At 70.2% G+C, this 22,069-nt stretch carries 39 protein-coding genes and 1 tRNA gene; 39 read left to right on the plus strand and 1 reads right to left on the minus strand.

The genetic code is table 11. The annotated features are described in order from the left end of the window. Positions 1-454 precede the first annotated feature (454 nt). The 10 genes from ACQEVJ_RS11055 to ACQEVJ_RS11100 all read left to right on the plus strand — a co-directional run bounded on the left by ACQEVJ_RS11055 (position 455) and on the right by ACQEVJ_RS11100 (position 6,105). Complete coding sequence (locus ACQEVJ_RS11055) at positions 455-649, plus strand: DUF1918 domain-containing protein (protein WP_139576418.1); 195 nt, start codon at positions 455-457, stop codon at positions 647-649. Positions 650-659: 10 nt separating this feature from the next. Continuing rightward, on the plus strand, positions 660-1,067 hold the full coding sequence (locus ACQEVJ_RS11060; protein WP_079313602.1) for a YjbQ family protein: 408 nt from the start codon (positions 660-662) through the stop codon (positions 1,065-1,067). Positions 1,068-1,208: 141 nt separating this feature from the next. Further along, entirely contained in the window at positions 1,209-1,637 is a 429-nt protein-coding gene (locus ACQEVJ_RS11065) for a DUF3052 domain-containing protein (RefSeq protein WP_030505660.1), read from the plus strand. A 73-nt stretch (positions 1,638-1,710) separates the two neighbouring features. After that, a complete protein-coding gene (locus ACQEVJ_RS11070; RefSeq protein WP_433099824.1) occupies positions 1,711-2,166 on the plus strand; it encodes a peroxiredoxin in 456 nt (151 codons plus the stop codon). A 71-nt stretch (positions 2,167-2,237) separates the two neighbouring features. Continuing rightward, entirely contained in the window at positions 2,238-2,564 is a 327-nt protein-coding gene (locus tag ACQEVJ_RS11075) for a hypothetical protein (RefSeq protein ID WP_433099826.1), read from the plus strand. After that, positions 2,561-3,529, plus strand: coding sequence for an ROK family protein (locus tag ACQEVJ_RS11080; protein ID WP_433099828.1), 969 nt, complete (start codon positions 2,561-2,563; stop codon positions 3,527-3,529). Before ACQEVJ_RS11075 ends, ACQEVJ_RS11080 begins: the two co-directional genes overlap by 4 nt. A 15-nt stretch (positions 3,530-3,544) precedes the next feature. Beyond that, positions 3,545-3,616, plus strand: a tRNA-Val gene (locus tag ACQEVJ_RS11085). Between the two features lie 109 nt (positions 3,617-3,725). Then, entirely contained in the window at positions 3,726-4,658 is a 933-nt protein-coding gene (locus ACQEVJ_RS11090; RefSeq protein ID WP_433099830.1) for a tyrosine-type recombinase/integrase, read from the plus strand. 94 nt (positions 4,659-4,752) lie between these two features. Then, positions 4,753-5,172 carry a GntR family transcriptional regulator gene (locus ACQEVJ_RS11095; RefSeq protein WP_433099832.1) on the plus strand — a complete coding sequence of 140 codons (420 nt, stop codon included), beginning with the start codon at positions 4,753-4,755 and terminating at the stop codon, positions 5,170-5,172. A gap of 546 nt (positions 5,173-5,718) precedes the next feature. Then, positions 5,719-6,105, plus strand: coding sequence for a hypothetical protein (locus ACQEVJ_RS11100; RefSeq protein ID WP_433099834.1), 387 nt, complete (start codon positions 5,719-5,721; stop codon positions 6,103-6,105). Positions 6,106-6,134: 29 nt separating this feature from the next. On the opposite strand, the gene ACQEVJ_RS11105 is transcribed toward ACQEVJ_RS11100, so the two are convergent. Then, entirely contained in the window at positions 6,135-6,614 is a 480-nt protein-coding gene (locus ACQEVJ_RS11105) for a helix-turn-helix domain-containing protein (protein ID WP_433099836.1), read from the minus strand. 131 nt (positions 6,615-6,745) lie between these two features. Here ACQEVJ_RS11105 and ACQEVJ_RS11110 point away from each other — a divergent pair, with 131 nt between their 5' ends. The 29 genes from ACQEVJ_RS11110 (at position 6,746) to ACQEVJ_RS11250 (ending at position 22,039) form a co-directional block, all read left to right on the plus strand. Beyond that, positions 6,746-7,012 (plus strand): helix-turn-helix transcriptional regulator, encoded by a 267-nt coding sequence (locus ACQEVJ_RS11110; protein WP_433099838.1) that lies wholly within the window; start codon positions 6,746-6,748, stop codon positions 7,010-7,012. A gap of 70 nt (positions 7,013-7,082) precedes the next feature. Continuing rightward, complete coding sequence (locus ACQEVJ_RS11115) at positions 7,083-7,346, plus strand: hypothetical protein (RefSeq protein WP_433099840.1); 264 nt, start codon at positions 7,083-7,085, stop codon at positions 7,344-7,346. A 188-nt stretch (positions 7,347-7,534) separates the two neighbouring features. Then, positions 7,535-7,990 carry a hypothetical protein gene (locus ACQEVJ_RS11120; protein ID WP_433099841.1) on the plus strand — a complete coding sequence of 152 codons (456 nt, stop codon included), beginning with the start codon at positions 7,535-7,537 and terminating at the stop codon, positions 7,988-7,990. After that, on the plus strand, positions 7,990-8,724 hold the full coding sequence (locus ACQEVJ_RS11125) for a hypothetical protein (RefSeq protein ID WP_433099843.1): 735 nt from the start codon (positions 7,990-7,992) through the stop codon (positions 8,722-8,724). Before ACQEVJ_RS11120 ends, ACQEVJ_RS11125 begins: the two co-directional genes overlap by 1 nt. Then, the gene (locus ACQEVJ_RS11130) at positions 8,724-9,035 is read left to right on the plus strand and encodes a hypothetical protein (RefSeq protein ID WP_433099845.1); all 312 of its coding nucleotides are present in this window, start codon (positions 8,724-8,726) and stop codon (positions 9,033-9,035) included. Before ACQEVJ_RS11125 ends, ACQEVJ_RS11130 begins: the two co-directional genes overlap by 1 nt. After that, positions 9,032-9,349, plus strand: a complete 318-nt coding sequence (locus ACQEVJ_RS11135) for a hypothetical protein (RefSeq protein ID WP_433099847.1) — start codon at positions 9,032-9,034, stop codon at positions 9,347-9,349. Before ACQEVJ_RS11130 ends, ACQEVJ_RS11135 begins: the two co-directional genes overlap by 4 nt. Continuing rightward, positions 9,346-9,558, plus strand: coding sequence for a hypothetical protein (locus ACQEVJ_RS11140; protein ID WP_433099849.1), 213 nt, complete (start codon positions 9,346-9,348; stop codon positions 9,556-9,558). Before ACQEVJ_RS11135 ends, ACQEVJ_RS11140 begins: the two co-directional genes overlap by 4 nt. Then, positions 9,558-10,463 (plus strand): hypothetical protein, encoded by a 906-nt coding sequence (locus tag ACQEVJ_RS11145; RefSeq protein ID WP_433099851.1) that lies wholly within the window; start codon positions 9,558-9,560, stop codon positions 10,461-10,463. The genes ACQEVJ_RS11140 and ACQEVJ_RS11145 overlap by 1 nt, the downstream gene beginning before the upstream one ends. Further along, entirely contained in the window at positions 10,460-10,609 is a 150-nt protein-coding gene (locus ACQEVJ_RS11150) for a hypothetical protein (protein ID WP_433099853.1), read from the plus strand. The genes ACQEVJ_RS11145 and ACQEVJ_RS11150 overlap by 4 nt, the downstream gene beginning before the upstream one ends. Next, on the plus strand, positions 10,606-11,151 hold the full coding sequence (locus tag ACQEVJ_RS11155) for a hypothetical protein (protein ID WP_433099855.1): 546 nt from the start codon (positions 10,606-10,608) through the stop codon (positions 11,149-11,151). The genes ACQEVJ_RS11150 and ACQEVJ_RS11155 overlap by 4 nt, the downstream gene beginning before the upstream one ends. After that, positions 11,148-11,378 (plus strand): hypothetical protein, encoded by a 231-nt coding sequence (locus tag ACQEVJ_RS11160; protein WP_433099857.1) that lies wholly within the window; start codon positions 11,148-11,150, stop codon positions 11,376-11,378. The genes ACQEVJ_RS11155 and ACQEVJ_RS11160 overlap by 4 nt, the downstream gene beginning before the upstream one ends. Then, positions 11,375-11,980 (plus strand): hypothetical protein, encoded by a 606-nt coding sequence (locus tag ACQEVJ_RS11165; protein ID WP_433099858.1) that lies wholly within the window; start codon positions 11,375-11,377, stop codon positions 11,978-11,980. Before ACQEVJ_RS11160 ends, ACQEVJ_RS11165 begins: the two co-directional genes overlap by 4 nt. Then, positions 11,977-13,035: a hypothetical protein gene (locus ACQEVJ_RS11170; protein WP_433099860.1), complete on the plus strand. Its 1,059-nt coding sequence runs from the start codon at positions 11,977-11,979 to the stop codon at positions 13,033-13,035. The genes ACQEVJ_RS11165 and ACQEVJ_RS11170 overlap by 4 nt, the downstream gene beginning before the upstream one ends. Further along, entirely contained in the window at positions 13,019-13,570 is a 552-nt protein-coding gene (locus tag ACQEVJ_RS11175; RefSeq protein WP_433099862.1) for a hypothetical protein, read from the plus strand. The genes ACQEVJ_RS11170 and ACQEVJ_RS11175 overlap by 17 nt, the downstream gene beginning before the upstream one ends. Continuing rightward, positions 13,567-13,836 (plus strand): hypothetical protein, encoded by a 270-nt coding sequence (locus tag ACQEVJ_RS11180; RefSeq protein WP_433099864.1) that lies wholly within the window; start codon positions 13,567-13,569, stop codon positions 13,834-13,836. The genes ACQEVJ_RS11175 and ACQEVJ_RS11180 overlap by 4 nt, the downstream gene beginning before the upstream one ends. Continuing rightward, positions 13,836-14,117 (plus strand): hypothetical protein, encoded by a 282-nt coding sequence (locus ACQEVJ_RS11185; RefSeq protein ID WP_433099866.1) that lies wholly within the window; start codon positions 13,836-13,838, stop codon positions 14,115-14,117. The genes ACQEVJ_RS11180 and ACQEVJ_RS11185 overlap by 1 nt, the downstream gene beginning before the upstream one ends. Then, positions 14,117-14,683, plus strand: coding sequence for a hypothetical protein (locus tag ACQEVJ_RS11190; RefSeq protein WP_433099868.1), 567 nt, complete (start codon positions 14,117-14,119; stop codon positions 14,681-14,683). The genes ACQEVJ_RS11185 and ACQEVJ_RS11190 overlap by 1 nt, the downstream gene beginning before the upstream one ends. Beyond that, positions 14,680-15,021, plus strand: coding sequence for a hypothetical protein (locus ACQEVJ_RS11195; RefSeq protein WP_433099870.1), 342 nt, complete (start codon positions 14,680-14,682; stop codon positions 15,019-15,021). The genes ACQEVJ_RS11190 and ACQEVJ_RS11195 overlap by 4 nt, the downstream gene beginning before the upstream one ends. Then, the gene (locus tag ACQEVJ_RS11200; protein ID WP_433099872.1) at positions 15,018-15,449 is read left to right on the plus strand and encodes a hypothetical protein; all 432 of its coding nucleotides are present in this window, start codon (positions 15,018-15,020) and stop codon (positions 15,447-15,449) included. The genes ACQEVJ_RS11195 and ACQEVJ_RS11200 overlap by 4 nt, the downstream gene beginning before the upstream one ends. Further along, complete coding sequence (locus ACQEVJ_RS11205) at positions 15,449-16,201, plus strand: WhiB family transcriptional regulator (protein WP_433099874.1); 753 nt, start codon at positions 15,449-15,451, stop codon at positions 16,199-16,201. The genes ACQEVJ_RS11200 and ACQEVJ_RS11205 overlap by 1 nt, the downstream gene beginning before the upstream one ends. Next, positions 16,198-16,563, plus strand: coding sequence for a WhiB family transcriptional regulator (locus tag ACQEVJ_RS11210; protein ID WP_433099876.1), 366 nt, complete (start codon positions 16,198-16,200; stop codon positions 16,561-16,563). Before ACQEVJ_RS11205 ends, ACQEVJ_RS11210 begins: the two co-directional genes overlap by 4 nt. Next, positions 16,560-16,694, plus strand: a complete 135-nt coding sequence (locus ACQEVJ_RS11215) for a hypothetical protein (RefSeq protein WP_433099878.1) — start codon at positions 16,560-16,562, stop codon at positions 16,692-16,694. The genes ACQEVJ_RS11210 and ACQEVJ_RS11215 overlap by 4 nt, the downstream gene beginning before the upstream one ends. Next, positions 16,691-17,107, plus strand: a complete 417-nt coding sequence (locus tag ACQEVJ_RS11220; RefSeq protein WP_433099880.1) for a hypothetical protein — start codon at positions 16,691-16,693, stop codon at positions 17,105-17,107. Before ACQEVJ_RS11215 ends, ACQEVJ_RS11220 begins: the two co-directional genes overlap by 4 nt. Then, complete coding sequence (locus ACQEVJ_RS11225) at positions 17,100-17,285, plus strand: hypothetical protein (protein ID WP_433099882.1); 186 nt, start codon at positions 17,100-17,102, stop codon at positions 17,283-17,285. The genes ACQEVJ_RS11220 and ACQEVJ_RS11225 overlap by 8 nt, the downstream gene beginning before the upstream one ends. A 63-nt stretch (positions 17,286-17,348) precedes the next feature. Further along, positions 17,349-19,346 (plus strand): UvrD-helicase domain-containing protein, encoded by a 1,998-nt coding sequence (locus ACQEVJ_RS11230; RefSeq protein WP_433099884.1) that lies wholly within the window; start codon positions 17,349-17,351, stop codon positions 19,344-19,346. Continuing rightward, complete coding sequence (locus ACQEVJ_RS11235; protein WP_433099886.1) at positions 19,343-20,131, plus strand: hypothetical protein; 789 nt, start codon at positions 19,343-19,345, stop codon at positions 20,129-20,131. Before ACQEVJ_RS11230 ends, ACQEVJ_RS11235 begins: the two co-directional genes overlap by 4 nt. Next, positions 20,128-20,514: an SLOG family protein gene (locus ACQEVJ_RS11240; protein WP_433099888.1), complete on the plus strand. Its 387-nt coding sequence runs from the start codon at positions 20,128-20,130 to the stop codon at positions 20,512-20,514. Before ACQEVJ_RS11235 ends, ACQEVJ_RS11240 begins: the two co-directional genes overlap by 4 nt. Further along, positions 20,511-21,305 carry a hypothetical protein gene (locus ACQEVJ_RS11245; RefSeq protein WP_433099890.1) on the plus strand — a complete coding sequence of 265 codons (795 nt, stop codon included), beginning with the start codon at positions 20,511-20,513 and terminating at the stop codon, positions 21,303-21,305. Before ACQEVJ_RS11240 ends, ACQEVJ_RS11245 begins: the two co-directional genes overlap by 4 nt. A gap of 20 nt (positions 21,306-21,325) precedes the next feature. After that, a complete protein-coding gene (locus ACQEVJ_RS11250) occupies positions 21,326-22,039 on the plus strand; it encodes a hypothetical protein (RefSeq protein ID WP_433099892.1) in 714 nt (237 codons plus the stop codon). The last annotated feature ends 30 nt before the right edge of the window (positions 22,040-22,069 follow it).

Genomic DNA, 22,069 nt, shown 5'->3' on the forward strand with positions numbered 1-22,069 from the left:
GTCTCGTCCCACCGGAAAGTGCATCTCTACTTCCCGGTAACCGGGCCGTCCGCGCTGGCTGCGGGGCAGGTCTTGGCCTAGACCACCGATGGTAGGACGATTTTTACCCACCATCCATTCCCGCTCGCCGCCGGGGCCCTCGCAAGGTCGCCGGCGTCGCATCGTGCCTGGTCGGGAACGTCCGTACCCGGCCTGGCCGCGCCCTACCTCGAAGGCCGCGCGAAGTCGCCGCGCCGACGCGGTCGTAGCCGCCCCGATCATTGTCCAGGCAGCCTCCACCTGGCCTGTCTCCACGTCTCCGGCATGTTTCCGGGGCCGCGCGGGCGGGGCCGGAGAGGGCATGCCGGAAGCGTAACGTTTTGGTATGAGTTGTCCCTCCCTCTGTGGAGAGGGGGGTTTCTCCTCTTTCCAGGTGGCGATAGCCGTACCAGGCTCTGGAGAGAGGGGGATCGAGATGCACGCAACGGTAGGGGACCGGCTGGTGGTGCACGGTGCCGTCGTGGGCGACCACGAGAAGCACGGTGTGATCGTCGAGGTCCGCGGTCCAGAGGGCGGCCCGCCGTTCCTGGTGAGGTACGAGGACGGGCACGAAGCGCTCGTCTTCCCCGGTCCGGACGCCGTCGTCCTCCCAGCTCAGCGCGAATCGTAATATCGCGGATGTGAAATCGACGGTGATCGAGGTGCGGACCGGCGCGCGCGAGCGCGTGCACGACATAACGAAGGAGTGCGCCGATTTCGCGCGCGAGTGCGGGGGAGACGGGCTGCTGCACGTCTTCGTCCCGCACGCGACGGCGGGCGTGGCGCTGCTGGAGCTCGGCTCGGGCAGCGACGAGGACCTGCTGGCCGCGCTGGGTGACCTGCTGCCGGCGGACGACCGGTGGCGGCATGCGCACGGTTCCCGTGGGCACGGGAGGTCGCATGTCATGCCCGCCTTCATCCCGCCGTACGCGACCGTTCCCGTCCTCGGGGGCAGGCTGGCGCTGGGGACCTGGCAGTCGGTCGCCCTGATCGACCTCAACGTCGACAACCCTGACAGGCGTGTTCGTTTGTCGTTTTTGACCGATTAAGAGATAACGGTGCGGGTCACCCGCCGTGGCGACCGTTGACGACGACGGGTCGCAGCGTGTGGACTGTGCCGAAGCATGGCTCTCAACGAGCCGGGACAACCGCAGACATGGGCGGGGTCACCCGAAGCAGGAGGGATAAACGTGAGCGCGACCGCGGGTCAGGCGCAGGACGAGCGCGGCCTGGCCGAACGACTCGGCCTCAAAGCGGGTCAGGTGGTGCAGGAGGTCGGCTGGGACGAGGACTGCGACGAGGCGCTGCGCCAGTCCATCGAGGAGCTGACCGGCAACGAGCTGGTGGACGAGGACTACGAGGACGTCGTCGACGTGGTGCTGCTCTGGTGGCGTGACGGCGACGGCGATCTCTTCGACGCGCTGAGCGACGCGATGACCGCACTCGCCGACGGAGGCCAGATCTGGCTGCTGACCCCCAAGGCGGGTCGCGAGGGCCACGTGGAGCCCAGCGACATCGGTGAGGACGCGGCGACCGCCGGACTGTCGCAGACGAGCAGCGTGAGCGCCGCCAGGGACTGGTCGGGCACGAGGCTCGTCGCCCCGAAGGCCCGCCGCTGAGTATTGCCCTGCCGTACGGCCCGGGGATGCCGTACGGCAGGATGATGAGCGGACACCTGGGGAGGGACTGCTCATGGCGGTAGAGGTCGGGCAGCGGGCTCCGGATTTCACGCTCAAGGACCAGCACGGCGTTCCCGTGCGCCTCTCCGACCTGCGGGGCAAGACGGTCATGCTCGTCTTCTATCCCCTGTCCTTCAGCCCCGTCTGCCACGGCGAGCTCGCGGCCATCCGCGACGAGCTCGCCGGCTCGCTGCCTCCGCATGTCCAGGTGCTGGCGGTGTCGGTCGACTCGATGTTCAGCCAGCGTGCCTGGGCCGACCAGGAGGGCTTCTCGTTTCCCCTGTTGTCGGATTTCTGGCCCCATGGTGAGGTCGCCCGGGCGTACGGTGTTCTCGATGAGGACAGGGGACTCGCGCTCCGGGGCACCTTCATCATCGACGGCGAAGGCGTCGTGCGCTGGAAGGTCGTCAACCCGGTCGGTTCCGCACGCGATCTCGACGAGTACCGGAAGGCGCTCGCGGAAATCTGATCGTTTCATTGCCCGCCCCCGGGCACTGACATATCCGACTCCGACTCCGACTCGCCCCATTGGAGGCCACGATGCCCTGCTACAGGTGCGGGGCCCGGCAGACCGACCCCGTCCGCGGCGCCAGCCCCTGGAAGCGCGCGGTGCGCCACGAGGCGCAGGTCCTCGTCTGCCCGGACTGCCAGCGTGTGCACGATCTCGATCTCGACACGTGCGCCTCGTGCGGCTCGATCGCGCTGATCTGCCGCCTGGGGGAGATCGAGTGCCGCTCCTGCGGCGAGGTGCGGCTCGCCCGCGCCGGTGAGCCGCTCGTCACGGCCGGCTCGCCGGGTTCCGTCCGCATGCCCGGCCTCGCCGCGGAGGTGGAGGCGGCCCTCGACCGCGTCCTGGGCCGCTCGTGACGCAGCCCGTGCCGTACGTGGTCGCGCTCGACGTGGGCGGCACCTCGATGAAGGGCGGCCTCGTCACCCGCCGGGGCGAGGTCACCGTCCTCGCCGGGCGTCCCACCGGGCGTGAGAACGGCCCCGACGCGGTGGTGGAGGCCGTGCGCGCCTACGCCGACGAGATCGCCGACCTCGGCCGGTCCCGGTTCGGCGCCCCGCCCGCCGGGGTGGGCCTGGCCGTCCCGGGCATCGTCACCGCGTCCACCGCCCTCTACTCGGCCAACATCGGCTGGCGCGACGTGCCTGCCGAGGCGTTCACGCCTCCGGGCATCCCGGCGCGGCTCGGCCACGACGTCCGCACGGGCGGCCTGGCCGAGAGCGTCTTCGGCGCGGGCCGCGACGTCGCCGATTTCCTCTTCCTGCCCATCGGCACCGGCATCGCGGGAGCGGTGGTGCTCCGCGGCGAGCCGTACGGCGGCGCGCACGGCTGGGGCGGTGAGATCGGGCACGCGTCCGTCTGGCCCGCGGGGGAGAAGTGCGCCTGCGGGCAGATCGGCTGCCTGGAGACCTACGCCTCCGCCTCGGCCGTGGCCCGCCGCTTCACGGCGCGCTCCGGCCGTACGGCGACCGCGAAGGAGGTCGTCGAGCTCGCGGTCGCGGGAGATCCGACGGCCGCCGAGGTGTTCGGCGAGGCGATCGAGGCCCTTGCCATCGCCCTCGCGTCGTACGTGCTCGTGCTCGACCCGGCTCTGATCGTCATCGGAGGCGGCCTGGCGGAGGCCGGTGCGACACTGTTCGAGCCGCTGCGGGAACGGCTGGCCGGCCGACTGGCCTTCCAGGAGCCCCCGCCCGTACGCCCGGCCGCCCTGGGCCCACGGGCGGGCATGCTGGGGGCGGCCCTCCTCGGCTGGCAGGCGGCGGGAGACGGCGACGCGGGCGCCGACTGGTCGCTCGATGTGCTGAGAGGCGGGTCGGTGTCGTAAGGTGTAGTCCGGTCCGGGCGGTTAGCTCAGCGGTAGAGCACTCGCCTTACAAGCGAGGGGTCACTGGTTCGAACCCAGTACCGCCCACAATACCCTCCCCACCTGCGAAAACAGGTGGGGACTTTTTTGTATCCCCATCGCTACAGCGCTCAGTAACCACTCGCCTTCACCAAGATCCACGCCTATGGTGCCTCCCATGGCACCCCTCACCGACAACGCAGCACGCCTTTTCGGACGCGACATCGCCTCATTTCGGCGATCCCTCCGCGCGAGAAACCTCAGCGACAACACCATCCGGATCTACACCGACGCCACCGAGCGATTCGCCAACTGGCTCGCCGACTGGGACGGCAACGACGACGCCGACCCCGCCACCTCGTGGGAGGACGTCACCCGCCATCACATCCAGGCGTGGATCACATCTCTCCTGGATGCCAAATCAGCCGGATACGCCAACAACCAGTACCGATCCATCCAGCAGTTCTGGGCCTGGTGGAGTGAAATCGAGGAATTACCCAACCCGATGCAGGGCCTGAAACCCCCCACCGTGCCCGAACAGCCGATCGACGTCCTACGCAAGGACCAACTCCGCGCCCTGCTGCAAAGCTGCCAAGGCCGCGAGTTCATCCAACGAAGAGACCTCGCGATCATCTACATCTTCATGGACGCAGGCGTACGCCGCGCCGAGCTCGCCTCCCTCACCGTAGATGACGTGGACCTGGACCTGCGAGAGATCCGCGTCCTCGGAAAGGGCCGCCGCAACCGCGTGGTCACCATCAGCCGGCGCGCCGCCGTAGTCATCGACCGCTACCTGCGCGAGCGGGCCCGGCAGAAGTGGGCGGACAAGCCCGACCTGTGGCTGGCCGAGAAGAACAAGGGCGTCCTGACCAAGTGGGGCATCCGGGAGATGCTCGAGCGCCGCGGCCGGGCCGTCGGCATCGACGGCCTGCACCCGCACATGCTGCGGCACACCTGGGCGCACTACAACAAGCAGAACCTCAGCGAGGAAGAGCTGATGCGCCTGGCCGGCTGGAGAAGCCGCCAGATGGTCGACCGCTACGCCGCTTCCCTCGCCGACGAGAGGGCCCGTGAGGCGGGGAAACGGCGCCCCCTGGGCGACGAGCTGTAGCCGCTGCTGGGGCCTTTCTACGCCGTTTGAGCACCTGTCGGCACACCTGTATGCCGATGAGGGGGCACCTGTAGGTGCCCGTACGGTCAGTCAGGTGATCAACGACTCGGATCTGCCGGTCTACAGGAGACTGGCCAATGCGCTGCGCGAGCGCATTGAGTCCGGGCGGATACAACCGCGGCGGCCGCTCCCGTCGGAGAATCAGCTCCAGCAGGAGTTCGGAGTCAGCCGCGACACTGTGCGGCGCGCCGTCGCCCTGCTCTCCGAACTCGGGCTCGTCCGTACGGTGGCCGGGCGTGGGACGTACGTTCGAGCGGTGGATGTGACCGTGGTCAAGACAGAGCCCGGGATGAGGATCTTCTCCCGGCGAGCGACGGAGTCGGAGCGCTCGACGCTGGGGCTTGACGAGGGCGCCTGGGTTCTGGTGATCGAGCGGGCGGGCGGCGAGCTCGACGTCCTCCCGGCGGAGTCGGCTGAGATTCGCGTGGGGGAGTCAGGGCCCGGCGGGGAGTGACAACGATCATCCCGCCGATGGGACGGCGACCCCGGGCATCTCCCTTGCTCGGGGCCGCCTCTCCCTTCCGGGACCACACGATCACATCGCCCGGGGGGTGGACAGGTGACCGTGTGGCCGATCTAGGCCTCGCCCTGGCGATCAGCCATGTTCCCGGATCGTAGTCATGTAACCGCCCCCTGTCATCAACAAAATGGGACACTATGAGACAGGTCTCTCAGTCGGCTCGCTCTCGCCCACGGGTCCCATCCCGCCGGAAGTGACCCCAATCAGTCCCTAACCACAAAGGCAGCATTCCGTCACCTGGAACGTTCTGGCATATCGGACCAATTCGAACATTCCGCCGCCTTGAGCTGCACCGACCGTAACCGGCCATTCGCGGCACGCCATAATTTCCAGCCGCCACCTCGAAGATCCAGAAAACTTCGACATCACACGGCTTTTGACGCCAACAGTTGAGACGTAAAGTATCCCTACTTATCGCCCGGGGGGTACGGGCCGCATCAACAAAGGACCACGTCACCCGTGGTCCGGGAGGTATCAGCAATGGGGCGATACGCGAACATGAACATGATCCTCTTCGCCACGGGGGTCATCGCCGGCGCCATCTTGGGCGTCGACGCCTTCACCACCTACGACCCCATCGCCGAGGACGGGACGGCGTTCCTGTGCGTCCTCATGGCCGCGCCCCCGGTCATCGCGGCGATCCGCGTCCATACCCAGCGCACCCAGGCCGCGCTCGCCACCTCTTTCGAGGCGTACGCCAGCCGCATGGAACACGCGGTGAAAGAGCACGCCGACCGCACCTGCAAGCACACCGCGGAACGGGTCCTGGAGGCGCTCGCGCGGGCGCAGGTAACCGCGCAGCTGGATCGCGCCGAAATGCGGTCGACCTGGACGGATACCGGGCCGTTCCCGGCCGTGCGGAACTGAACAGCAACCTCACGTGGAAGCCGCGAGGGTCACCCTCGCGGCTTCTTCGTTTCCCGGACTGACAGGATCGATCGCCGCATCAGCTGGTACGCCCTGAGGAAGTTGTCCTTGGCCTCCTCGGACAACTCATCCATCTCCATGATCGCCGAGATTTCCGGGTCGACCACCTCATCGGAGAGGGTCACCTCGTCAGGGGTGACGATGCCACGCTCGACCAGCAGCTGGGCGAGGCTCTTGCGGGCCTCGGGCAGTGGCGTGATGGCGCCGCCGGCGAGCAGTGCGTCGATGGATCCCGGCTGCAGCTTGAGGGCTTCTTCCAGCCCGGCAGCCATCTGTGAGGTGATCGGGGTCTCGCCTTTGCGGATGCGGCGCAGGTGGGCGACGGACATGCCCGCTCGGTCAGCGACGGCGTCCCACGTCAGGCGTAGTTGCTCGGCCCGGCTTTCGAGTGCTCGCCTGCCTTCCTCTGGCAGCAGGCGTTTGGTGCTGCTGGCGGCGGTCATCAGCATGTCCCTCGCTCCGGATCAATAAGCGCACATTAGCGCACATTCGCAGGTCGGCATACCTGCATGGTTGGCGGACAGGAAAAATCATGAGCGGTTACTAGCGCTTATGAGCGCTCAGAGCGTAGGCTGCGCTCATGGCTCGAACACCATTACTCGACCTCCCGTTCGATGGGAGAAGACTCCGGGCCGTCCGTCGACGGAAGCGGCTCACCCAGGAAGAGCTCGCGCAGCTCTGCAGCAAGACCGGCACCCCTGTCTCTCGATTCCAGGTGGTACGGGCGGAGAGTGGCAAGTACATGCCGCACCCCGACGTGCTCGACGCGATCGTGGAGGCACTCGACGTCCCGGTTGAGGATCTCTTGACGCCCAGTGAGGAAGTCAGGCAGGAGTCTGCCCGATGAGCGCTCACGGGATCAATCGGAACTCCCGGCAGGTGACACCTAAGTACCCCGCAGTAACGGGGCAGACGGCATGAGCGCTCACGCCACCAACGGCCGCATCGGCGCCCTGGAGTCCTGGGCCAACACCGTCGACCGCACCGCCCGCACCCAGAAGGCCCGCACCAAGTCCAAGGGCTCCCTCGAGTACTGGCTGGAGCAGGTCGACCCCAACGGCCAGATGGACGCCGGCACTCGCCTGAAGGCGGCCAAGGCCAAGCACCGCGCCTACATGCTGCGCCTCGCCCAGGCGTCCGCCGCCGCGCGCCGCCGCAAGGCCACCGGGAACGCGGCATGAGCGACCCGAAGCCTTCCCTGCCGTACCTGCCGCCTATGACCCCCAGCACCTACGTGTGCGAACAGGGACGACCGCACCTGATCGGCCAGATCTGCACCTGCACGCCCCGCTGACACGCAGCGGGCCCAGCCGTCGCACCCGGCCGAGCCCGCACCCCCGCTCAGAGCCACAAGACCAGGAGCGAAGGCATGACCATCATCCACCAGGACGCGCCGAAGATGCGCCCCAACCTCGACGCCCTCCACGACCAGGGCTACCAGGTCGACATCACCCACACGCCGGACGGCTTCACGATCGCCGCGCACGGCCCCCGCGACCTCGCCGTCTCGGCACCGACACTCGCGCAGGCCCTCGCGACGACCGCCACGCAGGCGATCGCTCCGGCTCCCGCGCTGCGCCGCCTGGCCGACGCCCTCGACGAGCTGCCCCAGGCGGAGCTCAGCCCGCCCGACATCGTCCGCGCTCTGCACAGCATTCCCGCCGGCCCCGAGCGGCAGAGCGCCTTCAACGTCCTGGCCCGTACGCTCCGGCACGCGCCCGGTTACCGGGGATGGCTGTGGCACTGGACCGTCGCCCGCCCGCGGGTGGACGTGGTGGCGCTTATCCGCGCCGCCGCCGACCAGGCCGAGACGGTGACCCGCTAATGGGACGCGAGATCAAGCGGGTGCCGCTCGACTTTGACTGGCCACTCAAGACGGTCTGGTCCGGCTTCCTGATGCCGGAAGAGTTGCACCTTCCAACCTGTCAGAGCTGCGGCGGCGAGGGGACCACAATCGCCGCGCGTTACCTGAACTGCATCGCCCACCTGATCAACCTGGTCGGGGAGGCGGGAGTCGATGACCGCCCGCTTCACCCCTGGCTTGCCGAAATCCCACTGGGCCCCGGCGTCAAGCCTGGCCCGGACGCGGCGGAACTGTCCGCCGGTCTCGCCGGGCGGTCGCCTCGCGACCCCTTCGGTCACGACGCGATCGACCGATGGAGGACCACCCAGAAGATCGTAGAAGCTGCCGGGTTGCCGGAGACTTGGGGTCAGTGTCCCGCCTGCAACGGCAGGGGCGAGGTCGGCACCGACGAGCAGCGCGCCGCCTACGAGGCGTGGCAGCCCAGCGAGCCTCCGACCGGTGAGGGCTGGCAGCTGTGGGAGACCACCTCGGAAGGGTCGCCCATCTCGCCCGTCTTCGCCACGGCGGACGAACTCGCGGTGTGGATGTCCCGCAACCCGAGTGGTTTCGCCGGGTCGATCCCGAGCCTTGAGGCCGCCCGAGCGTTCGTCACCGCTGGATGGGCTCCGTCCATGGTTGGCGCCAACGGGAAGATCGCGGACGGCATAACCGCCTTGTCACCCCGTGACGACGAGCAGTCAGGCGATGAGGCGTGATGAGCGACCGCGACAAGCAGGCCACCGCCGCCCGCGCCCTCCTCGACCTCCTCACCCACGAGCTGCCCCAGGCGTCCTGGACCGTCAACGACAGCCTGAGCGCCGGCGAACTGGACGGCCAGATCCCCACCTACACCGGCACCCCTGGCGAGCGGATCGAGATGCTCCGCCAGTGGGCGACGGCCTTGAACTCGGCGGTGATCCCCGAGTTCGAGACGGACCGCGAGTTCCTCAAGGTCACCAGTGAGCACATGGGCGTGCAGGTCACCGTCTGGACCCACGTCAGCCTCGAACGGGGTGAGCGGCGATGACCGAGGCCTTGACCTTGCCCGCCTGCCGCATCCTGTTCGGCGCCCGCGAAGCGTACGAGGTGGAGTACCTCGGCCACCGGCCCGGTGGCGACGTCGACGCCGTCATCTCCGTCACGCCGTACGACCACACCGCCCGCCGCACCTACCTCCCATTCCGCCGCAGCCAGGGGCAGTGGCGGCCGCTCGCCGGCCTCACACACGAGCTGGGCGACGCGATCCGCATGGCGGCCAGCCTGGCCCGGTTCGCGGGGTGGGACAGCGACGAGCTGGCCGCGGTCCTGGCCACCGCCGACCTGACGGGGAGGCCGGAGTGAGCACCCGGAAGAAGGCATCCCGCCGCCCGCTGATCGTCGCCCTGGTCCTGTCCCTGCTCGCCAACGCGGCCGCATGGGGACTGCTCCTCGCGACCTGGCCCGGCAGGGCGATCCTCCGCCAGATGACCGAGCTGGCCCGCCTCGCCTGGTTCATCGCCTTCGGCACTCCACCCCGCGATCCCTTCCGCGACACGGAAAGCGACCACTGATGCCCCGCATCTGCTACATCCCCAAGGACTTCTCCCCGGCGCACCGCGACATCATCGAGCGCGCCAACCAGATCTGCGCCGAGTACGCCCGCCAGGGCTTCGACCTCACCCTGCGCCAGCTCTACTACCAGTTCGTTGCCCGCGGCTGGATCCCGAACAAGCAGACCGAGTACAAGCGCCTCGGCTCCGTCGTCAACGACGCCCGCCTGGCCGGCCTCATCGACTGGAACTACATCGTCGACCGGACCCGCAACCTCCGCGGTCTGTCCCACTGGGACAACCCCGCGGAGATCATCGAGGGGTCCGCGTACAGCTACCGCACCGAGCGGTGGGCCAACCAACCGCATCGCGTCGAGGTGTGGATCGAGAAGGACGCCCTGGTCGGCGTGATCGCCGGGATCTGCGAGCAGTACGACGTCGACTACTTCTCCTGCCGCGGCTACACCTCCCAGTCCGAACTGTGGGGCGCTGCCCGGCGCATGCTCAGGTACGAGAAGACGGGCCAGGACACCGTCATCATCCACCTGGGCGACCACGACCCCTCCGGCGTCGACATGACCCGGGACATCGAAGAGCGACTGCAGCTGTTCGGCGCCAGCACCAACGTGGTGCGCATCGCCCTGAACATGCACCAGGTCGAGCAGTACAACCCACCGCCCAACCCGGCGAAGCTCACCGACTCCCGCGCCAGCGGCTACATCGCCGAGCACGGCACATCCTCCTGGGAACTGGACGCACTCGACCCCACCACGCTGGCCCGCCTCATCGAGGAGGAGATCTGGGCCTGGCGCGACGCCGACCAGTGGGAGCGAGACACGGTCGCGATGGAGCGAGAGCGGACTCTGCTCACCACCGTCTCGAACCGGTGGGACGAGGTCGCCGAATTCGTCGGTGGTGACCGATGACCACGACCGCCACCGAGGCCGACTGGGAGCGGATCACCCGCGCCCGCCAAGATCTCGCCGCCCGCGTCGAAGACGAGCGGTTCCGCGAGGAGTGCTTCCGCGACCGCGCCGACTACGACCCCGGCGACCCCGTGGCCGACGAGTGATCGACCCCGATCAGCAGCAAGCCCCCGCCGTGCGCGCGGCGGGGGCCGCCCTCAACCTCCCGAAGGAGATCAACAAGATGGCACATCCCTACCTTACCGACGCCGCTGCCGGGCCCATCGCGCTCGCGCCGGTCACCGAGAAGTCCATCGCCTACACCAAGGAGCGGCGGCAGCGCGAGCTCGCGGAGGCCGAGAAGCTCGAAGGCGTCATCGCCTACCACGAGCGGGAGGCGGCGGCCGCCCGGGCGCTGCTGGCCGACGTGCGCGACTCCATCGCCCGCGCCGAGCAGAAGATCGCCCTCGTCGAGCCGCTCACCGAATTCCCGCCCCAGCTCACCGGCGACGTCCGCAGCCCCAGCGACACGGACGACTGCCCCGTCTGCGGGGACCTGATGGTGTGGGACCGGCAGCAGAACGGCTTCGTGCACGTGCTGGAGACCGGCGGGTTCGAGGTCGCGGGGCAGTCCTGCCGCCGCCCTCGCAAGCCCGACACCAAGGTCATGGACCCCGTCGGCGACGACAGCGAGCGGGGGCTGTCATGAGCCCGCTCTTCAACCTGGCCCAGACCGCGTTCTGGTTGACCGTGCTGGCCGCCGAGTACCTCGCGCTGCGCCCCGCGGCGCGCCGGAAGGCAGCGAAGCACGTAGCACGGGCGTGGCGACCGATCGCGTACCGCGGCCGGTGCGTCGCCTCGTCGGCTCGCGCGGTGGCGCGGGCGGTCACCTTCCACCCGTACAAGCCTTCTCACGCCCCGGAGCGCCACGCATGAGCCGTCCGCGTAACACCCGCGACCAGATCATCCCCATCCCCGCCATCCACGGCGTGCACGTCCCCGGCGCCATCGAGGAGCAGGAGGCCGAAGGCGCCGCAGCCATGCAGCGCGGCGACTGCGAGATCATCCCCGCGAAGGGCGCATCCGACGAGGAGCTGACCGCGCTCGGCTTCACCCTGGGCCCGGTCGACGCGAACGACCCGCTGTTCCGCCAGGCGACCCTCCCGCCCGGGTGGAAGCGCGCCGGCACCGGCCACTCGATGCACACCGACATCGTGGACGAGCACGGCCGCAAGCGCATCGGGATCTTCTACAAGGCCGCCTGGTACGACCGCCGGGCCGACCTGTCCATCACCACCGTGTACGGCTACGTCGCCGACTGCCTCTACCGCGACACGGTCCCGATCCTGGACGACTCCTGGGCGACCCGGGAGGCCGTCCTCGCCGCACTGGACTCCATCAGCAAGTACGAGCAGGAGCGTGCCGACGAGTGGTCCGGCCACACAGGGGACCGCGCTCGCGAGTACGAGCAGGAGGCGCGGGAGAAACTCGCCAAGATCGAGGCCATCCGGGCCGAGCTGGCCGGAGGGGCGTCGTGAGCGTTCCGACCCCTGAGGCGCTCGACCCGGCCGAGGTCGAGGACGCCTACAAGGTGGTGTTCCCGAAGGTGGCCGCCCTCGGTAAGAGCGGCCAGCGCCTCGCCGACGCGATCCCCCTGATGCTCGCCGAGCTGCGGGAGGCCCGCGCCGGCCTGGCCGTCACCACGAACGTCGAGACCATCGGCACCTCCCGGGACGAGGACACCGGCCGCACCGTCGTCACCTTCTACGGCCCCGGCCGTACACGCCTCGACGTCGACCTCGGCACCGACCTGGCCGAGCCACTGGCGCTCATGCTCATCCCCGACCCCCGAGGCGAGTTCACCGACCACCCCGAGGACGGCTTCAACGAGCAGGACGAGCCCGCCTGCCGCCTGTGCGGCTGCACCGAGGACGCGGCGTGCGTGGGCGGCTGCCACTGGGTGCCGGACCCGCTGATGCTCGGCGAGCTGTGCAGCGCCTGCCTCGACGCAGCGCTCGCCCTTGCAGTGGCCGTCTGGGGCACCGGCCACGCTGAGCCCCTGTCCGACGAGCAGATCGCCCAGATACGCGCCAGCATCCCGGCCTCTTACCCGCCGCCTTGGCGAGTCGAGACCGCCGACGACGGCTTCGGCTACTCCTGCTGGAACGTCCTGTACGCCACGGACAACCCGATCGCCGGGCTGATCGCCACCGTGCCCGACTACGGCTCCGAACTGGCCCTGTTCATCGCCCGCGCCCGCCAGGATGTCCCGGCGCTGCTGGCGGAGATCGAGCGCCTCCACCAGGCCGAGACCGAGACTGCCGCGATCCGTTCGCTGGCGTTCGACATCCTCAACGACATCGAACAGGGCCGCATCCACGACGCTGAGCGGCTACTGCGCGAGGCCCTGTCCATCCCGGTGGCGAACGAGCCCACACCTGAACAGGCCCGCCTGCGGCAGGCGTTCCGAGAGGCGGGGGAGCGCGCGTCCATCTGCGCCTGTTCGGAGTTCGGGCCGTGCCCAGCGTGCGCACCGGAGGCTGCCGCCCTGACGGCGGCACTCGCCGAGGAGGCGGGTGACCTCGATGGCTGACCTCACCGTCTACCGCAGCACGCACCCCGGCATTCTCGCCGCCTGGGACAAGGCACACGAGCAGGCCGAGCAGATCGGCCGCCAGCGCCGCCAGCTGCTCGACGAACTCGGCTTCGAAGGCCGTCCCGCCCTCATCGACGGCAGGCGGATGGTCGGCGTGCAGCACACAGCCGAGCACGGGCCCATCCCCGAGGGGTGGCGGCGCGACCAGCACACCGACGGCGCGATCGTCCCCGACCGCCGCCGCGCCACCGGCAAGGCCATCGCCCGCCGCCTGGACGCCCTGACGATGCCCGACTTCCGCCGCATGCTGCCCGGCGGCATGCCGCAGATGGCGTGGGACCTGGAGTCCGGCAAGATCCACTGGCCCAGCTTCGCCCTCATGGAGGGCGCCGTGTACGTCCGCTGGGGCTGCGACCCGGAGAAGGCCGAGAAGGGCGACCGGATCGACCCCGAGATCTGGGAGCGGGTGAAGCTCAGCGAGTACTACACGGTCGTCGAGCGCACCGAGCAAGCGCAGGCCGGTGGCGCGTGAACCCCACCCTGGTCCTCGTCGTCGTCATCTGGCTGGCCATCCTCGCCGCCTTCGTCTTCTCGACCTGGCGCGCGCTCCGCCATCCCGCCCGCGACCGCACCCGGCCGCGTCGGAAGTTCCGTCGGCGGATCCGTCTCGCGGACATGCCCGTGCACCCCGACCGGGGGCACCGTCTCACCACCCGCGAGGCCGAGGCTCTCAACGAGATCGCCACTCACCTCGCGACCGAGCGGCCCCTCATCCAGCTCGCACGGAAGGTCCGCTGATGAGCACCACGACCCTTCTGGCCGTCGCCCTCACCTGCCTGGCCGCTGGCTACCTCCTCCGCGATCGGTACCCGCTGCTGCACCGGCATGACTGGTACGCCGCGGCCACGCACAGCCCGTCCGGGCTGCTCGGGACCGCGCAGGCCGTGACCCACGTCCTCTACCGCTGCCGCACCTGCCCCAAGCTCCGCGAGGCGACGATCGGCGGCGTCTTCGTCCTGTCCGACGTGACCGCTCCCATCCGCGACGCCGTCAACTGCGGCCGGAAGGCGGGCCACTAATGAACACCTCACCGAAGACGCCCGCGGTGCGCCCTGGTCCAGCGCCCGCGGCCACGCCCGTCCCGGCCACCACGGCCGGGACGGGCACCCCCCGCCGGCGCAACCGGCCCAAGGAGATCGGCACCAAGGCCGAAACCGCCGTCGTCCGCTTCCTCCGCGACCACGGCTTCCCCGGCGCCGAGCGCCGCACCCTCAAGGGCGGCAAGGACCAGGGCGACATCACCGGCACCCCCGGCGTCGCCTGGGAGATCAAGACCCGCAACCGCAACGTGTCCGACGCCCAGATCGCCGACTGGTGGGACGAGGCCGAGCTCGAACGCGAGCACGCCGAGGCCGACGTCGCCGTGCTGGTCGTGAAACGTCCCGGTCACGGCCTGGAAAACGCGGGCGACTGGTGGGCCTACATGGACCTCGCCAGCGTCACCGCCCTCGCCACCGCCGGCAACGGGTTCCTGCCCACGGCAGCCCCGAACTTCTGGGTCAAGACGCGCCTGCGCGACATCGTGCTCGCGCTGCGCTGGGCCGGGTACGGCGAGCCCCTCCCACCCCGGGAGGTGGGGGAGTGAGGTACGGCCGGATCGTCACCTGCGCCTGCGGCTGCAAGGAGACCGGCGTCAACGCCGGATTCGGCTACGTCGCCGCCTGCTACGACCGATGGAAACGCGCAGGGCGCCCCAAGGAAGGACCGCCTCCGCGACGCGACTATCAGCCACGGCCGCCCTGGAATCCGGTGCAGGACAGGTCCAAGGCGCTGCTGGAGGACTACCAGTTCCTCACCCGACAAGGCGTCACCGACATCGACATGCTCGCCGATCGGCTCGGCTGCTCCACTCGCCACGTCTGGCGGCTGGTTCAGGCCGCTCGCGCCCTCGACCAGTCCCGTGAGAAAGCGGGTGCCCGATGACGACTGCCCGCCGCATCGTGGCGACCCTCGTCCAGCGGACCCGGCAGCGCAAGGTCAGGCGGTCTCAGTTGGCCGCGATTCTCGGCGTCAACATCAGCACCATCAGTCAATGGCGCTACCACCGCCTGCCCACGGTCGCCCGCGCCGCAGCCTGGGCCGAATACGTCGGCCTGCGACTGGTCGTCTTCGACCAGGACGGGCAGGTCCTCGTCGAAGGCGCCGACATTCCGTGCCATCTCAAGCTGCTCAGGAACCGTGCGGGGCTGTCTCTGCGGCAGGTCGCCGAGCGCGCCCACACTCGCCGGAGCACGATCTTCCAGCGCGAGACCAGAACGGTCGAGATGGGGCTCGGCACGGCCGCCGAGCACCTGACCCTTCTCGGCTACCGGCTCGGTCTCGCCGAGCGCCCCCTGCGGGAGGCTGCGTGATGTCCACGACTCTGCGCCGTGCCACGCCGGTGCCCTATCCGCCGGTCGACAAGGTCCGCCCGGCCTGCCGCGACGTCGACCCCGAGCTGTTCTTCCCCGAGCAGATCGGCCCTGTGAACCGGATGGCCCGGACTGTCTGCCGCCTGTGCCCGATTCAGGCGGAGTGCGTGGAGTACGCCCTCGCCTACGACCTGCACGGCATCTGGGGTGGCACCAGCCGCCAGGAGCGGGCCGCGATGCGGAACGCGCAGGGCATCGCTCCGCTGCCGGTCCTCATGCACGCGCCCCGCCTCGACGGCGCCCCGCAGACCGGCCAGGCCGTTCCCCGGCAGGCCCGCCGCGACGAGATCGCCTTCCCGCCGCCGGCCTTCACCCCGCCCCCGCCGGAGATCCGCCGGATCACGCCGACGATGCCCGAGACGACGGCACCGAGGTTCGCCTACGATCCGCGGCGGCCGCAGATCACACGCCGCCGACCAGCGGCCTCCGAAACCGTCCGGTCCCGTCCGGAACCATCCGCGCCCGTCCGACCTCGTCCGGAATCGGTCGCCGAGGTGCCGGTCGTACCGGCTGAACCGGTGATCGAGGTGGCCGAGGTGGTCGAGGCCGCCCCGGTCGTGCACAAGGAGCCGACGAAGACCTGCCCGCGCTGCCGGGAACCGCGTACGCACGCGGAGTTCTTCACCAGCCCCGGCACCGCCGACGGGCTGTCGCCGTGGTGCAAGCCGTGCTTCGCGGAGGTCCGATCATGAGACGCGCCGAGCACGCCCCGCACCCCCTCACCCTGGGGGTCACCCCGGCCTGCGCCGGCCGCCCGCTGTCCACGTTCTTCCGCCACGGCGCCAGCCCCGCCGACCTCAGGGCCCTGTGCGGCGCGTGCCCCCTGTACGAGGCCTGCGACGCCTACGCCATGGCGTACGACGTCCGCGGCATCTGGGCGGGCACCACCTACTCCGAAGGAGCCCAGCGCCGCCACAGGCTCGGGATCCTCCCGCTGTCGGTCTTCACCGACACGCCCAGGGACCTCGACGTCCTGCGGGAACGGCGGCCGTACGGCGGGGACCTCCGCGCCCGCCGAAGGGCGCTCGCCGCCCAGGGGGTGAGCACCAGATGATTCGCCGCTTCCTCACCGCGTGGGCCGCCTGGCAGGCCCTCAAGGACCTCGGCGACCCCTTCGACATCCCCGAATGGCCCGACGCCCCCGACCAGCTCGCCACCCCGTACATCCCTCAGGAGCCCCGATGACCCTCCGAGACCTGCTCGCGGCCCTCCGCCGCGACGACGACACTCTGCAGCTGCTCCGCGAGCGCGACGAGGCCCAGGCCCACGCCGCCGACCTGCAAGCCGAGAACACCCGCCTCCGGGAGGACCTGGCCGAACGCACCAAGGAACGCGACCAGCTCGCCACCGACCTCGCTGGGGCCCGCGCGCAGCTGGCGGCCGCTCGTCTCACCCGCCAGGCCGAGACAACCGCCTCGCCGCAGGCGCGCAGATACACCGAGCGCGCCGTCGAAGCCCCGCCCCCGCCGCGCAGCATCCACGGCGAGGAGCTCCGCGAACGTGAGCGCGCTGACACCCTCGCCCGCCTCCTGGCCGCGGCCGAGAGGGAGCTGCACGCGATCAAGTACCCCCGCGTGAACTGGACTGCCGGTGTCTAAGCCGGCCCCGCGCACGAAACCGGCCGCACCCACCAGCCGGGCCTGCGGAATGTGGCGCGACACCGACGGCGGCCACTGCGGCAACACCGAAGGCGTCCGCCTCTACATCGTCGGCCCCCGCTGCCCCACCTGCACCCCCGCGGCCGTCGCCGGCCGCCCCGAATCGACCAAGAACTGATCGGAGAACCACCGTGTCCCTGACCTTCCCCGCCACCCCGGGCGAGCCCGGGAGGAGCACCTGATGTTCACCCAGCCCGCACCCGCCGGCGACCAGCCGCCTGCCTTCGCGCAGCCCGGCCCGGTCACGTTCATCGCCCCGGCCTTCGCGCAGCCCGCGACGTTCGCCGCGCCGGCCTTCATCCCGGAACCCGCCCTGGACCCGACCCTGGAGCAGGCGAACATCATCGACGCCGCCCGCACCCGCACCGACCTCGTCATCGAAGCGGGAGCCGGAACCGGGAAGACCACCACCCTGAAGATGGTCGCCGGCGCCGCGCCGGGCCGCGCCCTGTACCTGGCCTACAACAAGGCGATCGCCGAAGACGCCCGCGCGACCTTCCCCACGCACACCCACTGCGCGACCGCCCACTCCATCGCGTTCCGCGCGGTCGGCTACCGCTACGAGGCCCGGCTGAACAGCCCCCGCATGCCCGCCAAGATGGTCGCCCGCATCCTCGGCATCCCGCCCGTGCTCGACCTCGGCAAGCACGCCCTCACCGCCCCGAAGGTCGCCCGGGTCGTGCAGGACACCGTCGCCCGGTTCTGCCACTCCGACGCCCCCGACATCGGCCCCGAGCACGTCCCCCTCGTCCCCGGCCTGGACGACCCCGTCTCCCTCACGGCCCTGCGCGCCGCGGTCGTCCCCCTCGCCCAGCGGGCCTGGGCCGACATCACCAACCCCGAGGGGAAGCTGCGCTTTACCCACGACCACTACCTCAAGATCTGGGCCCTGTCCGCACCCGCCCTGCCGTACGACCTGGTGATGCTCGACGAAGCCCAAGACGCCAACCCCGTCATCGCCGACGTCATCGCCCGCCAGACCGCCCAGCGCATCCTCGTGGGCGACCGCTCACAGGCTATCTACGGCTGGCGCGGAGCCATCGACGCCATGTCCACCTTCCACGGCCACCGCCTCGCCCTCACCCAGTCCTGGCGGTTCGGGCAGGCCATCGCCGACGAAGCCAACACCTGGCTCGACCTCCTGGGCGCCCCGCTCCGGCTCCTGGGCAACCCGGCGATCAACTCCAGGCTGGACCGCCTGGAGGCCCCGTCCGCGATCCTGTGCCGCACCAACGCCGGCGCCATCGCCCAAGCCATGGCCGCCCTCGCCACCGGCCAGAAGGTCGCCCTGGTCGGCGACGGCGTCGAGATCCGCGCGCTCGCCGAGGCCTGCCGCGACCTGCGAGCCGGGAAGCCCACCTACCACCCCGAGCTGATGGCCTTCAAAACGTGGGCCGAGGTCCAGGACTACGTGGAGAACGACTCCGGCGGCACCGACCTCAAGGTCCTCGTGAAGCTCATCGACTCCCACGGGCCCGAGACCATCATCAACACCGTCGACCAGCTCTCCTCCGAACTGGTGGCCGATGTCGTCATCAGCACGGCGCACAAGGCCAAGGGCCGCGAATGGCTGACGGTACGGCTCGCCCCGGACTTCCCCGACATGCTGGAGGAGGACGGCAGCTTGAAGACGGCCGAGGCGATGCTCGCCTACGTCGCCGTCACCCGCGCCCGGGAGGTCCTCGACCGCTCCGCCCTGTGGGGTGGCACTGGCGACGAGACCTGGGCCCAGACCCCACTTCCGCAGGAAATCCACAGCGATATCCCCAGAACCGAATTCGGCGCGGAGATCTGTCGCTCGCCAGAGCAAGACTCAGGACCTGTGAAGACCACCACCGAGGAGCAAACCGCCCCCACCGAGGCGAAGGAGACCGACCCCGCCAAGGTCGAGCTGCCCGCCGATGCCGCCAACTGGCTCGCCCTCTACAAGGAGGCCGCGCACAACGAGGCCCAGTGGAAGGCCGTCAAGGAGCGCGCCCAGGAGCAGCTCCAGGAACTCATCGGCGACGCCCAGGAGGCCACCATCGGCGGCCGGCCCGCCATCACCTGGAAGTGGTCCAAGCCCGGCGGCGGCATCGACACCAAGGCGCTCCAGGCCGACCACCCCGACATCTACGCCAAGTACTACAAGGCCAAGAAGCCGGGCCGCCCCTTCAACCTCGTGGGGGAGTGGAAGTGACCGACGACCTGAAGACCAGCATCGAACGCCTGACCGCCTACGCCGAGACCCACAAGAACGCCCAGGCGGACCGCGTCACCGACAAAGGCGGCGTCCAGTACGGCGCCCCTGCTCCCGACCGAATCTCCGGCCACGCCAACGGCACCGAGCTCCTGTTCTCCGACCTCCTGAAGGTCCTGGAGGCCGCCCGCACAGTGCGCACGGCCCCTGAACTGGTTGAAGTAAGCCCGTACGAAGTGATTGACCGTATGACGCCGCACGAGGCGTGCGAGGAAGCCGCCTTCGCCCTGCGTTACGCGGCACCGAAACCTACTGGCATCGGCAGCGACGACAAGGGTCTTGCCGACCTGCTCCAGCACATCGGCAGGACGATGCACGACGAAGGCGCGCCCTTCATCGAGCAAGCCGCCGTCGTCGCTCGGCACGTCCTACGGGACTTCACGCAGGCCTTCGCGCAGGCACAGGGAGGCCCGCTGCTGGACGGGCTGCTCGCCGAGGTACGTGCGGAGCGGACACGGCAGGACGCGCGGTGGGGTGAGCAGAACCACCCGGATGGCACCGGCCGCGTCGGCGACCAGCAGAACGCGGACGTGGCCCGCATGGTCACCGACACGCAGGCCCGACATGGCGACCTCACCTGGCGGCACATTCTCTCCGAGGAGGTCGCCGAGGCGTTCGCGGAGGCGGACCCCGCCAAGCTGCGGGTCGAACTCCTTCAGGTGGCCGCCGTCGCCCTGGGATGGGCCGAAGCGATCGACCGCCGGGCCGCGAGGGGCGATCAGTGACGACCGCCCGGCGATTCCGCGTACTCATCACCGGCTCCCGGACGTGGACCGACGAGCAGGCGATCCGCGACGCCCTCGCCGTCATCGCGCACCTGAGCGGGCCCGAGAACGTCGTCATCGTCCACGGCGCCTGCCCCACCGGAGCGGACGCCCTCGCCGACCGCATCGCGTCCGCCTGGACCGGCATGACCATCGAGCGGCACCCCGCGAAGTGGAAGGAGTACGGGAAGTCGGCCGGGCACCGCCGCAACGCCGAGATGGTCGAACTGGGGGCTGACATCTGCCTGGCGTTCATCATGGACGGCTCGCGCGGCGCCAGCCACACGGCCGCCCTGGCCGAGCAGGCGGGCATCCCCACGCGCCGATTCGAGGCCACGTCATGACCGCGCCGACCTTCTCGCAGCCGACCGCCGGATGGGCGTCCCCGACGCTCACCGGCCTCGCCGCCGAGATCGCCGCCCACGTCACCCACGTCATCAAATCCGCCAACAACAACGCCCCCCGATCCCGGCAACGCTCCATCGGCCCGTCCGAGATCGGCACCCCATGCGTGCGCCGCCTCGCCTACAAACTGCTCGACTGGGACCCCAAGCCCAACAGCGACACCGACCCGTGGGCCGCGATCGTCGGCACCGCCGTCCACGCCTGGCTGGAGCACACGTTCGGCGCGGCGAACTACGCCCTGCCGGACGGCCGGCCCCGGTACGTACTCGAGCGCCGGGTCGCCGCCGACGCCAAGCTCGTCGGCTCCTCCGACCTGCTCGACCGGTACTTCCGGTGCGTCATCGACTGGAAGGTGCCCGGCGCCACCGCGATGACCGAGTACCGCAAGAAGCAGGACCCCGGCCTCACCTACCGCGTCCAGGCCCACACCTACGGCCTTGGCTACGCCAACGCCGGAGAGGACATCGAACACGTCGCCATCGTGTTCCTGCCCCGCTCCGGCCGCCTCGACGGCATCTGGGTGTGGACCGAGCCCTTCCAGCCGATCCTCGCCCAGGCCGCCCTCCAACGGCGCGACAACGTCCTTCAGACCGTCGCCGCCCTCGACCCCGAGGCCAACCCCGCCAACTGGGCGCTCTTCCCGACCGCGGACGCCTATTGCACTTATTGCCCGTGGTTTCTCCCGAAGTCCACCGACCTCTCCCGGGGCTGCCCGGGAGCGAACCAGTAACCCTCCGAAAGGAACATCCCATGCAGTTCAGCCAGCCCAGCGCCGGATCCGACTGGCGCGCCGCCGACTACGTCGGACACCTGATCCTCTTCTACCCGCGCGAGTACCGGGAGGGCATCGTCACCTCCAACGGCACCAGCGACGCGATCCAGGTGGACCTCGTGGTCCTCACCCACCCCGAGGGCCCGAAGCCCGAGGAGAACGTCCTCCTGTTCCAGAAGGTCCTCCGCAGCTCGCTGCGGGCCAACATCGGCAAGGACCCCGTCCTGGCCCGCCTCGGCCAGGGCACTCCCAAGCCGGGCCAGAGCGCGGCCTACATCCTCAACCCCTTCAACGAGCAGGACGCCGCGTACGCCACGCAGTACCTGCAGAGCGTCGGGGGCAACCCGTTCGGGTCCACGAACTTCGGCGGGGCCGCGCAGCAGCAGACCCAGAACGTGCCGCTCCCACAGGCCGCGCATGCCCCGGCCCCGGTGGCAGCCGCGCCGGTCGCACCCGCACCTGTGGCCCCCGCACCCGTGGCCCCGGCCGCCGCCTACCCGCAGCCCGCCGCCGCACCCCACGCGGTCCCGGCCATGCCCGCGCCGGTCCCGCAGGCGGCCCTCGCCGTCCCGGCGGTTCCGTCGGGCGGGATGGTCACCCTCCCCAACGGCCAGACCGTCACCCCCGAGGTCGCCGCCGCCATGCAGCAGCTCGGCATGACCGTCCCGCCGGCCGCGCCCCCTGCCGCCTGACCACCCCGGGCGGAACCCACCGCGGGGCGG

Origin of the sequence: Microbispora sp. CA-102843, from assembly GCF_050936215.1 — a bacterium.
GTDB lineage: Bacteria > Actinomycetota > Actinomycetes > Streptosporangiales > Streptosporangiaceae > Microbispora.